Origin of the sequence: Parageobacillus galactosidasius (assembly GCF_002217735.1) — a bacterium.
GTDB classification, from domain to species: Bacteria; Bacillota; Bacilli; order Bacillales; family Anoxybacillaceae; genus Parageobacillus_B; species Parageobacillus_B toebii.
Window position 1 is genome coordinate 57,022 of the sequence record NZ_NDYL01000002.1, and the last position, 12,442, is coordinate 69,463.

12 protein-coding genes are annotated in these 12,442 nt (G+C 42.2%); 5 read left to right on the plus strand and 7 right to left on the minus strand.

Annotated features, from left to right (window positions below; genetic code table 11):
* The first annotated feature begins 5 nt into the window (after positions 1-5).
* Both B9L23_RS09570 and B9L23_RS09575 read left to right on the plus strand, forming a co-directional pair.
* On the plus strand, positions 6-1,358 hold the full coding sequence (locus B9L23_RS09570) for a PTS transporter subunit EIIC (protein WP_089097528.1): 1,353 nt from the start codon (positions 6-8) through the stop codon (positions 1,356-1,358).
* Between the two features lie 15 nt (positions 1,359-1,373).
* Positions 1,374-2,444: a DUF871 domain-containing protein gene (locus B9L23_RS09575; protein WP_089097529.1), complete on the plus strand. Its 1,071-nt coding sequence runs from the start codon at positions 1,374-1,376 to the stop codon at positions 2,442-2,444.
* 141 nt (positions 2,445-2,585) lie between these two features.
* Here B9L23_RS09575 and B9L23_RS09580 read toward each other — a convergent pair whose 3' ends face one another.
* The 6 genes from B9L23_RS09580 to B9L23_RS09605 form a co-directional block, all read right to left on the minus strand.
* Complete coding sequence (locus B9L23_RS09580; protein WP_089097530.1) at positions 2,586-3,494, minus strand: response regulator; 909 nt, start codon at positions 3,492-3,494, stop codon at positions 2,586-2,588.
* A gap of 3 nt (positions 3,495-3,497) precedes the next feature.
* Positions 3,498-4,766, minus strand: coding sequence for a sensor histidine kinase (locus tag B9L23_RS09585; RefSeq protein ID WP_089098300.1), 1,269 nt, complete (start codon positions 4,764-4,766; stop codon positions 3,498-3,500).
* 106 nt (positions 4,767-4,872) lie between these two features.
* Positions 4,873-5,523, minus strand: a complete 651-nt coding sequence (locus tag B9L23_RS09590; protein WP_089097531.1) for an amino acid ABC transporter permease — start codon at positions 5,521-5,523, stop codon at positions 4,873-4,875.
* An 18-nt stretch (positions 5,524-5,541) separates the two neighbouring features.
* Positions 5,542-6,195, minus strand: a complete 654-nt coding sequence (locus tag B9L23_RS09595; RefSeq protein ID WP_062754303.1) for an amino acid ABC transporter permease — start codon at positions 6,193-6,195, stop codon at positions 5,542-5,544.
* Positions 6,196-6,271: 76 nt separating this feature from the next.
* Entirely contained in the window at positions 6,272-7,132 is an 861-nt protein-coding gene (locus B9L23_RS09600; protein ID WP_089097532.1) for a glutamate ABC transporter substrate-binding protein, read from the minus strand.
* Positions 7,133-7,174: 42 nt separating this feature from the next.
* Positions 7,175-7,903, minus strand: a complete 729-nt coding sequence (locus tag B9L23_RS09605; protein WP_015863749.1) for an amino acid ABC transporter ATP-binding protein — start codon at positions 7,901-7,903, stop codon at positions 7,175-7,177.
* Positions 7,904-8,032: 129 nt separating this feature from the next.
* On the opposite strand from B9L23_RS09605, the gene B9L23_RS09610 reads away from it, so the two are divergent.
* Positions 8,033-8,386, plus strand: coding sequence for a DUF3221 domain-containing protein (locus B9L23_RS09610; protein WP_245842377.1), 354 nt, complete (start codon positions 8,033-8,035; stop codon positions 8,384-8,386).
* A 209-nt stretch (positions 8,387-8,595) separates the two neighbouring features.
* Entirely contained in the window at positions 8,596-9,519 is a 924-nt protein-coding gene (locus B9L23_RS09615) for an AEC family transporter (protein ID WP_089097533.1), read from the plus strand.
* Positions 9,520-9,561: 42 nt separating this feature from the next.
* Here the strand turns inward: B9L23_RS09615 and B9L23_RS09620 are convergent, their stop codons facing one another.
* A complete protein-coding gene (locus tag B9L23_RS09620; RefSeq protein WP_089097534.1) occupies positions 9,562-11,208 on the minus strand; it encodes an alkaline phosphatase in 1,647 nt (548 codons plus the stop codon).
* Positions 11,209-11,428: 220 nt separating this feature from the next.
* On the opposite strand from B9L23_RS09620, the gene B9L23_RS09625 reads away from it, so the two are divergent.
* Positions 11,429-12,442, plus strand: coding sequence for a LacI family DNA-binding transcriptional regulator (locus B9L23_RS09625; RefSeq protein WP_062678062.1), 1,014 nt, complete (start codon positions 11,429-11,431; stop codon positions 12,440-12,442).

Below are 12,442 nucleotides of genomic sequence, written 5' to 3' on the forward strand. Positions count from 1 at the left end.
TTGAAATGAAAAGGGAACAACAAATGGCCGTTGAAATATTGGAACGGCTTGGAGGGAAAGAAAACATTACACGTATTGCTCATTGTATGACGAGGGTGAGAGTGTCATTGCGCGATCATCAAAAAGCCGATATCGCAGGTCTTAAAAATATTGAAGGTGTCATGGGCGTTATTGAAGATGAAACATTGCAAATCGTTGTCGGCCCTGGAGTCGTTAACAAGGTAGCTGCTTCGCTTTGCGAATTAACAGGGTTACAACTTGGAGAAGTGATGGAAGATATTGCAGCACAGAAAAAAGCCGAGATTCAACAACGCAACCAAACGCCATTTAAACGATTGCTGCGCAAAATCGGAAGCATTTTTATCCCGCTTATTCCAGGTCTTGTCGCATCGGGAATCATTAACGGAATCGCTAACTTTGCGAAAAACGCCGGGGTCGATCCAACAGAAACATGGCTGCAGCTATTATTGCTCATTGGCGGCGGCATTTTCGCTTCGCTCGGCGTTTTAGTCGGATACAATACGGCAAAAGAGTTTGGCGGTACACCTGTGTTGGGAGCGATTGCTGGAATTTTAGTATTTAACCCGGCGCTTGCCGATATTAAACTGTTCGGGGAAGCGTTGACGCCGGGACGGGGCGGATTGTTTGCGGTGATGTTGGCCGCATGGCTCATGGCGGTCATGGAAAAGCGTGTCCGCAAATTCGTTCCGAATGCGATTGATATTATTGTGACACCGCTTTTAACCGTGTTAATGGTATGTTTATTTACGCTCATCGCCGTTCAGCCGATTGCCGGATGGTTATCTTTAGGCATTACAAGTGGAATCAAAGCAGTGTTGGATATTGGCGGTGCGGTTGCTGGCGCCATTTTGGCAGGTACGTTTTTACCGCTTGTGATGGTTGGATTGCATCACGGTCTGACACCAATTCATATGGAGTTTATTAATAAAATCGGTTCAACTCCAATTCTTCCGATTTTAGCGATGGCAGGGGCAGGCCAAGTAGGAGCGGCGATTGCGATTTTCGTCAAAACGAAAAACAAACGGCTTCGCAACATTATTAAAGGGGCGTTGCCAGTTGGATTTTTAGGAATTGGCGAGCCGTTGTTGTATGGGGTAACGCTGCCGTTAGGAAGACCATTTTTAACCGCGTGTCTCGGCGCGGCAGTCGGCGGTGCGTTTCAGGCAGTTGTGAAAACAGCCGCGCTCGGAATCGGCGTATCTGGTTTATCGCTCATTCCGTTAATCGCCGACAATAAATATATTCTTTATTTCTTAGGATTGGTCATTTCGTACACGTTTGGTTTCCTTTTTACGTATTTCTTTGGCTTTAAAGAAGAAATGGCGGAAAACATTTAATTCTAGGTGGTTTCGATGTTCTATCTATCTTTCTACTTATCAGAACAAACGGATCAAATCGAAAAAAGATTTGCACAGGCAAATTTGTTCGGATGTCGGGAACTATTTACATCGCTTCATATTCCAGAAGACGATCTTACCTTTTATCGCAAGCGATTACAGGAGATCGGGCAATTAGCGAGAAAATACGGAGTCGGGATCATCGCTGACGTTACCCCGGCTTCTTTATCCAAAATTGGGGTGAATGGAGACAATCTTGATTTGCTTTTTGATGGAGGAATTATTGGACTACGGCTTGATGATGGATTTTCCATGAAAGAAGCAGCAACGTTTTCTCACCGGATGAAGGTTGTTTTCAATGCGAGCACGATGACGGAAGAAGAATGCGATGAACTTGTTTTTTGTGATGTGAACTGGAATCATATTGAAGCGTGGCATAATTTTTATCCGCGTCCGGAAACGGGATTATCGAAAGAAACAGTCATTCAAAAAAACCAGGTTCTACGCAGGAAAGGAATTCGAACGATTGCCGCGTTTATCCCGGGAAATAAAGAAAAACGAGGTCCGCTCCATCAAGGGCTTCCTACGCTAGAGGCTCATCGATATATGGATCCGCTTTGCGCGTACGCGGAATTAGTGCGGGATTGCGGCGTAGACAAAGTTTTTGTGGGCGATAGCGGGATGACAGATGATGTGCTTGCGCGAATGAAGGAGTTTCGGGATGGGGTTATTCCGCTGCGCTATCGGCCGCTTGTGCAACAACATGAACTGCTTTCCATGGTGGAAACGGTTCAAACGAATCGGCGTGACGCGGCAAGGGACGTCATTCGATCACTCGAATCCCGCTTATCTTTCTCATGGCCAGAGCATTTATTAGCACCAGCATGTACAATCGAAAGACAAAAAGGCAGCGTGACCATTGATAATATAAAATATGGAAGATATGCTGGCGAGCTGCAAATCACATTAACAGATCTTCCAGCAGATGAGAAAGTCAATGTGATTGGACGAATTTTCGAAGACGATCTTCCTCTTCTTGCGTATGTCAAAGGAGGACAACAATTTCGCCTTGTGCGAGGCGCATAAAGCTTATGGCCACCGAATATCGGTGGCGTTTTATTTATCTGTTTATGATAAAATTACATAATAGTAAAAAGTTTACAGTTAACGTTCAACAACGGATACGAAAGGAAGGAACGTTTGACGCACCAACGATCAGAATAAGCGTTACGCCTTTTTTAATTCCATATAAAAAGCGGTTAAAAACTTTCTTACATTAATACGGCATTTTGTTGTTTTTTCTCCTGCTTCGAGCTCTTTCATACGCTTTCGGATTTCTTCAAAATCAAAAAGACGGGGAGCGAAGTGTTCGAACGTGGGATTGGTATAGTCCGTGAGCCCGAGAGAAGATAAATGGGTAAATGCTTGCAGCACCATACGGCGAATGCGTTGTTCCATGGCACGCACTTCTTTTTGAATGGTGGATTCATGATGATGGTGTGTTTGTCGCACAAGCTCGGTGTATAATTCTTTTAAAGACGGCAATTCGTGAATCGTCTGTCCCAATTTCTCTTTTTCTGCTAAGTGGCGCATGATCAGTAATAAATCTGCTGCTCCTGCTTCTCCGGCAATGCCTAACAGAAGAAGAAGATGTTGCACTTGTTGTTCCAGTTGCGTTTGTTCCTTTTGATGTAAAGGGGAAGCGGTTGTTGCAGTTTGATCTAATGCTTTCAGCAGCTGACGAATCGAATCAAGGGAATGGGAGATAGAGATATGTTCCGCTACTCGCCTCAATACTGCCACCACTTCGTAACGATTAATTGGCTTTTGAATGTATGTATCGACGCCGTGAAGGTATGCCTGTCCAATCATTTCTTTATTTTCCACTTGGGAAATCATCACAAATTGCCCTTTAAACCCTTCTTCTCTTAATTTTTTCATCGTTTGAATTCCATCGCGTCCGGGCATCAATAAGTCAATGAGCACCACATCGACTGAATACAGTTGGTCTGCTGTAACGTTCAAGCCGTCTTCTGCTTCACCAACGACCTCGCCGAGCTGGTTTTCTGTAATAATTTTTTCAAGCATTTTTCGTACGACGGCGTCGTCCTCAATAAGAAAAAAACGAAGCGGCATGAATTACATTTCCTCCTTTCGCAGCAACTGGCTGGTAGGAATGGTCAACCGAAACGTTGTTTGTCCTGGATTGCTGCTTACAAGTTGTATATGTCCATGAAGACTTTGTACGATATCCCGTGCGTGGGTAAGGCCGATTCCCGTCGACGGATTTCCTTGTTGGTCGTATTTTGTGGTAAAGCCGGGCTGAAAAATCCAGTCGGCATCTTCCTTGGCAATGCCTATCCCAGTGTCTGTCACCTCCACAATGAGATTACTTTGTTGTAATTCTACTTGCAGATGAATCGAACCAGAAGTCGGAATGGCTTCCACGGCGTTTGCCACTAAGTTGTTTAGTACAGAGAGTAAGGCATAGACATGGTTGGTCGACAAATCCGCATGGCACGTTTGGATAAATTGAATCTTTTTTCCTAATAGCTCGGCGTATTTTTCGTTAGCGCGTACCACCATTCCACAAAGTTCATTGATAGGAAGCCTCCGCCGCAACGGTTGTTGCCCGATTAATTTCGATAAGCCTGCAAAAATACGTTGTACATCTTTTTTGACTTCATGAATATGTTCGGCGATATAAAGCACGGCATGTGGTTTTACTTTTTCTCCTTCCATCAAATGCGAATATAACTCATAACTTTTTCGTGTAATCTCTTCTATGTATGTCATCGATTTTTGCAAGTAAAATGTTTCCTCATACAGCCCCGTATTAATCATCATTAGACGTTCCAACTCTTGTTGTCGCGCTTCCCCTAAGGTGCGAAGATGTTTCATCACGAAAATATTATATAATCCGATGACGCAGAAACTTCGTAAAATAGCGAATAACAACATTACCACCATCACTTGGTATGTCACGATGAATGACTCATCAAGGAGATAACGAAAGAACAGTTCGCATGCATTAGACGAAAAATCAAGAACTGCGCCAAGCAGGCCAGCGCGGATGGGAAATTCCAGCAAGCGGCGGAAGCGAGTGATTTGTACGATCAAGGCAAAATTAATATAGTAACACGCGGCTGGAGCATGAGTAAAAAAACTATCTGATAACGCAGCTTGCCCAGTCAGCATGTCAAGGGCGATACGGAATCCGACGACAAAACATCCTGCGCAAATTCCAATAAAAAGCGGGGAAATCATCTCAAATGAAATAAGTCCGAAAAAAAAGATAGCACTCCCTAATGAGAAGCGGAACGGGCTATTAAACGGATTAATTTTCATTTCCCCGAAAAAAGCAGTGGCCAATATTAGAATAGTTACGATCAACAGCCGTTCACGCATCGTTTTTCCTTTTTTCACACACCTTTTCACCACCCCAGTTTCTATTATATAACAGATGAGGTGGAAGTAGTTTCATATTTTTCAAAAAAAGAATCATTATATGAGTCTAACGTTGTCGATATTCGAGCCTTCTGGAAACAAGAGATAGCGAATAATTGACAACAAAATACATAAGCGCGACAAGAATAAAAATCGGTATCACATAATTGACATTTCTTCCATTAATAATTTGCGCGTGGTTCATCAATTCTGGAAGGGAGATCACGATCGCTAGCGATGTATCTTTCAGCAATGAAATAAATTGGCTGACAATCGGCGGCACCATTCGGCGCAATGCCTGCGGCAAGATAATATGCCATAATGTTTGTATATAGGTGAGTCCGGACGAACGCGCCGCTTCAATTTGTCCTTTATCAATCGAGTTTAATCCGCTGCGAACGATTTCCGAAAGCATTGCCGATTCAAAGACAACTAGGGCGACAATAGCGGCATAAAATTTATCCAGTTTTAATCCCACTTCCGGCAGCGCGAAATACGTAAAGAAAATGATCAAGAGCAGCGGAAGGTTCCGAATCGTTTCCACCATAACGGCAAAAATTTGTGAAATGCCAGGTATTTTTGTATAGCGTATCACACCAATGATAATTCCAAAGATAAAACTAAAAATAATGGATATAAACGCAACTTCCAACGTGACCAAAAATCCTTGCAGTAAAAAGGAGAGATGTGCTGGAGCGTATGCGCCGATAAAGTCCATGTGTCCTTACCTCCTCGATTACCGACTTTTTGCCAAACGGCGTTCCAAATATCCAACACCTAAACTTAACGGTATAGTTAGCACAAGGTAAAACAATGCGACGAAAATATAAACATCAAATGTAACAAACGTTTCGGATGAAATTAAATCACCGAAATACATTAAGTCAAGCCCGGCGATGACTCCTAAAACGGACGAGTTTTTCACAAGGTTAATAAATTGGTTGCCAAGCGGCGGAATAACAATTTTGACCGCTTGCGGCAAGATGATATAGCGCATGGTCTGCAAGTATGTCAATCCAGAGGAACGCGCCGCTTCCATTTGGCCTTTTGGAACAGCAAGGATTCCAGATCGGATTACTTCCGCAATAAATGCAGCGGTATATACCATAAGGCCTAATGTTCCTGCTGTAAAGGAATCAAAACGTATACCGATAGCGGGAAAGCCGACAAAGAATACAAAGACGATTAAAATAAGCGGAATGTTGCGAATAAATTCTACATAGACAGTTCCGATCCAGTTTAGCGGGCGAATTGGCGCGATGCGGAAGATCGCGATAATGATGCCAATGACCAAGCTGCCGATAAGAGCTAGAACGCTTGCTTTTAACGTGTTGGCAAACCCTTGCAAATACATATCCCAATGTTCTAGCAAAATCGAATATCTTAACATGATGATTCCACCTCTTTCCTAACCTAAGATGAAACAGATGAGCGAAACAGGCTTCGCTCATCTGTTCTTTCATGATTTATTGTTGCGGTTTTTTCCCAATCCATTTTTCATAAATTTTGTCGTATTCGCCGTTTTCTTTAATTTCTTTTAAGTATTCGTTAATGACTTGCAAAAATTCTTTGTCTCCTTTGCGGACGGCGATGCCGTATGGTTCTTCGGTAAACGTTTCGTCAAGAACGCGGTAGTTTGGATCTTGTTTTGCCATTCCCAAAAGCAAAGCATTGTCCGTTGTGAGCGCATCGCCTTGCCCAGCTTTTAGCGCTGTAAACGCTTCAGCATAGTTTTCAAATTCTAATACATTGACTTCTGGCGCTACTTTGCGGATGTTTTGCGCGGATGTAGAACCTTTTGCCGTTAATACGGTCATCCCTTTTTTCAAATCTTTTACGCTGTTAATTTTGCTGTCTTTTTTGACAAGTAACGATTGTCCGGCCATGAAATACACATCAGAGAAATCAACTTCTTTTTTCCGCTCTTCCGTAATGGTCATCGTCGCGATAATCGCATCAATTTCTCCGTTATTGAGCATTGGAATGCGTGTTTTGGATGTCACTTCTTTTAGTTCGATTTTATTTTCATCACCAAGAATTTTTTTCGCTAATCCTTTGGCAATATCAATATCAAACCCTTCTACTTTTCCGGTTTCTGGATTTTTTAAACCGAACAAGTTCAAGTCATACTTTACTCCAACAACGAGTTTGCCGCGTTTTTTAATTTTTTCTAACGTGTTCGTTCCGCCCGACGTTTCCGTCGATTTTGCCCCATCCCCTTTGTTGGATGTTGACGATTCGCTGCTGCACCCGGCTAAAGCAGTGATGCTGAATAGTGCGATAAGCGCAAGCGTGATCCACATTTTCCAAACTGTTTTTCCTTTCATGAAAAAACCCCCTTTGTTTGATTTAAAACATTTTTTTGATTATTAATGGTTGAGAATGCGGCTCAGAAATACTTTTGCCCGTTCTTCTTTTGGATTGGCGAAAAATTCTTCCGGCGGTGCTTCTTCCAAAATACGGCCTTGGTCCATAAAGACGATGCGGTCCGCAACTTCACGGGCAAATCCCATTTCGTGTGTCACAACGACCATCGTCATGCCTTCTTTTGCCAATTGTTTCATGACATCAAGCACTTCCCCAATGGTTTCTGGATCGAGCGCCGATGTCGGTTCGTCAAATAGCATAATTTTCGGCTTCATCGCCAGTCCTCTGGCGATAGCAACGCGCTGCTGCTGCCCGCCGGACAGCTCGGACGGATAGGCGTTCGCTTTGTCCGGAATTCCTACTTTCTCTAAATAGTACATCGCGGTTTCTTTCGCTTCTTTTTCCGGAATGCGAAGCACTTTCATCGGTGCTAACGTAATGTTTTGCAATACGGTCATATGAGGGTATAAATTGAAATGCTGGAACACCATGCCGATATTGCGCCGCAATTGGTTAATGTCGATGTTTTTGTCATTGACTTTGACGTTATCCACGATTAATTCGCCGCTTGAAATCGTTTCCAAACGATTGATGCAACGAACTAACGTGCTTTTCCCAGAACCGGATGGTCCGATAATGACGACAACTTCCCCTTGATGAATGGTTAAATTGATATCTTTTAGTACGTGGAAATCGCCGTAATATTTGTTCACTTGATGAAAATAAATCAATGAACCCCCTCCTTCCCGAATAATATGAATAATTTGTTTTTTTTTAAGATTTATTGTAAACATTATCTACTGAAATCTACTGAAATCGACGATAATTTTTTCATACAGATATAATGTATTAGGAGGTAAGTGTATGGAAAGATATATTTTAGTGAGTGCTATTTTAGGTTTTATAGTATTAATTATTTTTTTAACGAATATAGAACTAACCAATCTCTTAACCAAGAAGCTACTTTAGAAGGGTTTATAATTAGGAAAGAAGGCGAAGTATATTTAGTTGAAGATCCAGATTTTGTTCAGGAAGACGCGAACAAATTAACAATACAGGAATTAAGAAGAAAATATAATATGAGTAAGTTATTAATTAAGGGGTTTGGTACTTTAAGGGGAATAGAAAATGGACAAAAAGTAAAAGTTTGGTATTCAGAGATTTTAGAATCGTATCCAGGTAAAGTCGAAGTTTTAAAGATTGAACCTATGTAATTTATGCGTTTGTCATGAATTAAAAGGAAAATCGGCCATTGCCAGCGAAGATATGGAAGAGAAAGACTACTTCCTTGGGCGGGTAGTCTTTCTCTATTTTCTGTCAAGGGAGAGATAGCATCAAGCTCCAAACACGGCTCATTATCATTTTTTATTTCAGAACATACCCGGAACAAATTTTGTAAGATAAAAAGATAGGAGGAGGGGAAGTGGATATTTTTCTTCTTATTTTACTCCATGTGATACTGCCATTATTTTTTCTTGTCGGCCTTGGGGCGTTTTTGCATCGCATTTTCCATTTTGACATGAATACCTTGTCCAAATTAAATGTCTATGTGCTACTACCGGCTGTTGGGTTTACAAATATTTATGAAAGCAACATGAACGGTGATGTTCTGTTGGGCGTACTCGCGTTTTTACTGCTGCAAAATGGAGTGCTAATCGCCATTAGCACAGTCATGGCAAAATTAATGAAGCTGGACCGTAGTTTAGCGGCGACGTTTCAAAATACAATCGTTCTTAATAATTCCGGTAATTTCGGCATTCCAGTAAGCCAGCTTGTGTTTCACCAGCAGCCGTTAGGGCTATCGATTCAAATTGTCGTGGCGATTTTCCAAAATTTCCTTACGAATACATACGGTGTGTTTAATTTTATATCTGCTAGCGAAAAGAAAGGAAAAGTGACGGCAGAATTTTTGAAAAACCCGATTATATACGCACTGTTGCTTGGATTGCTTTTTCGGTCGCTGCATATTCCGGTTCCATCGTTTATTTGGAATCCTCTTCAAAATGTCGCCAATGCATTTTTGGCCATTGCTTTACTGACGCTGGGAGCGCAAGTGGCTTATATTAATTTGAGACAGCTGCCGCCGTTGTTGTATCTTAGCGTTTTCAGCCGTCTGCTTCTTTCACCGGCGGTTGCTGTTGTGATTATTTTTGCGCTGCATCTTGAGGGAGTGACCGCTCAAGCTTTATTCATCGCAAGTTCGTATCCTTGTTCGAGAAACACCGCGCTTTATGCGCTCGAATACGGCCACCATCCGGATTATGCCGCCCAAGCGGTATTTGTGTCAACGCTGCTTAGTTCGGTGACGGTGACGATGATCGTGTATCTTTCCAAGATTTTATTCTAAAAATCAAAAGGCGCGAATGATTGTTTCGCGCCTTTTGATATACTATCGAATTTGTTGAAAGAGCTTGATGGCATGTTTTGGAACCCAAAACTGGTCCGCGCTGTAAACGACAAGTCCTTCTAATTCATACGTTTTGTTTCCAACGGTCATGATGTTTTTGTTTACAGGGAGTTTCGCCGTCGTATTTCCTTTCTTTACGATGAGGGCAGGATTTTGTGCGTCCGTTTGGTCAATCGTAACGGTTGCCCCTATTGCTTCGAATTCTTTTTCGGCGTTGACAAATAACCGTTTATTTAAATCTTTTAAGTCAAAGCCCATCGCTTTTGCCATGATGTGGGCTAAATCCGTATTTTCAAAGGTGCCAATTGGACGATTCGGACCGTAAGCATAGAGAAATACATCTTCCCCTGTATGTCCGCCTGTTGTAAATCCGAGATTAGCACGCGCGGCGAGCAATTCTGAGAATGTTTTGCGAAGATTCGTCGATTCGCTTAATCTTTTCTTCTCTTCGGCTGTTAATGAATCTAATCCGTATAAACGGGCAACTTCTTCTAGGTTTGATTTGTCTGCCTTTAATTGGCTCATTGCTCCGTCTAATGTCATTTTCGCTTTTTTCAGCGGGTCGATATATGCGGAAACAGGGGTTTCAGGATATGATTGATCGGTGTTGCGGTTTCCGATTGTAATACCGCTGTTGCCATGGTCTGTCACAGCAATTACAAGCGTGTCGTTGCGTTTTTTCGCAAAGGAAAGCGCTTCTTTGACCGCTTTGTCAAACGCTAACACTTCGCTGATGATGCCGACAGGATCGTTCGCATGCGCGGCCCAGTCGACTTGGCTTCCTTCGACAAAAAGGAAAAATCCATCTTTATCTTTTGACAGTGTATCGATTGCTTTTTTCGTCATTTCCGCTAGCGTTGGTTCATTAGGTCTTATATATGGACGGTTCATATCTTGCGCAAGCGCGTCATCCGCAAACACGCCCCAAATTTTGTTCGATTTTGAACGAAGTAGTTCTTCGCGCGTTTCTACGATGTCATATCCTTTTTTCTTAATAACTTCTAGCATGTTTTCGTTGTCTTTTCGGTTGTTTGTTTTGTTTCCAGGGAGCAATGCATCCTTTCCTCCACCTAAGACAACTTCTATATTTTGATATACTTGTTGTTCAGCGATGTCTGGAAACAAGTTTCGGTGTGGAACATGTGCGGAGAAACCAGCTGGCGTCGCATGTTGAATGGCGGCTGTTGCGATAATCCCTGTTGATTTTCCCACTAGTTCGGCTCCTTCGAGTACATTGGCTGCCGGCTTAAGCGCTTGTTCTTTCGGAATCGGCTGTAATCCAGGCGAATTGACGACACTTGGGAGGACCCCGATATACTTATCATTTGATTTAAATCCGGTAGCCATTGCTGTTGCGGCCGGAGCTGAATCGGTAATCGCCGATTCCGCTGAGTACGTACGGACAGCGCCGCTTGCCATTTCGTCTAAAGCGAGCGGTTCTCCTTTGTACCATCTTGCTAATGTCGTAGCTCCGGCGCTTGCCCCATCCATCACCATCATAATGACATTTTTAATCGGTTTTTGTTTTTTCTCTTGTTTTGCTTCTTCGCGCGCAGCGAAAGCAAAAGAGCCAGCTGTGAGGGATCCGATTAACGCAAAACTGATAATTTTCTGCCCAATATTTTTCAATTTTGCTTCCTCCTTACAATAATTATGTACTTATTATGATCATACAATTGATTTGTTAACTTATTTTTTAAATAATGTAAATATTTCGTTAAATATGTTTATTTTTTTCTTTTAAAATATGGTTGTAAAACGTTTTCAATTTGTTTTATAATTCTACTAAACCGGTTTATGAAAACGTTTCTAAATACTAAATCGATTTAGTAATGAAAGAGGGATCCCCTTGAAGAAAGTAACGATGGCCGACGTTGCGAAGTTAGCCAATGTTTCGAAAAGCACCGTATCGCAATATTTAAATAAACGTTATGAATATATGAGCGAAGAAACGAGAAAACGAATTGCTCGAGCAATTGAAGAGCTAGGATATCAACCGAATATTATTGCTCGCAGCTTAAAACAGAAAACAACAATGACAATCGGAGTCATTGTCTTCAATATTTTGCACATGCTTACGACGCAGGTGCTGCATGCCATTGAGGAAGCATGTCAAGAGCGCGGCTTTCATGTCATTGTCTGCAATTCCGATGACGATCCGGAAAAAGAGAAAAAATATATTGAGATGTTGCTCGCGAAACAAGTCGATGGCTTGATCGTTTTCCCAACAGGAAAAAATGCCGATATATATCAAAAAATGGTCAAAGAGCGATTTCCGCTCGTGTTTGTGGACCGGATGGTTCCGGGGATTGAAGCGGATGCAATCTTGCTTGATAATAAAAAAGCTGCCGCATTAGCGGTCGAATATTTTGCCGATCGTGGCTACCAACGCATCGGAGTTGTTGCTCCACCGCTTGTTTCCCATGTCATTCCAAGGGTGGAGCGCATTGAAGGATTCCGGCAAGCGTTAGTGGAAAAAGGGCTTCCAGTTGTTGATGATTATTTTATCACAATGAAAATCCCATCTATTCAGAATGGATTAGCGAAATTATTTGCTTCTGGTCGTCCTCCGGAAGCGTTGTTTGCGATTAATGACTTAACGTTGATGGAAGTTTTATATTTTATTAAAGATAATCATATTAAAGTTCCTGATGAACTGGCCATCATTAGCATTGACGATGTTCCGTTTGCCCATGTCTATACACCGACGCTGACGACAATCGCACAACCGACGTTTGCGATGGGAAAAAAAGCGGCAGAGCGCTTGTTTCTGCAGATCACAAAAGAAAAAAAGCATCAACCGCAAATTTTTCGCTTTCCGCCTACGTTTATCGAACGAGGATCGGTAAAAGAAAAAACGTAA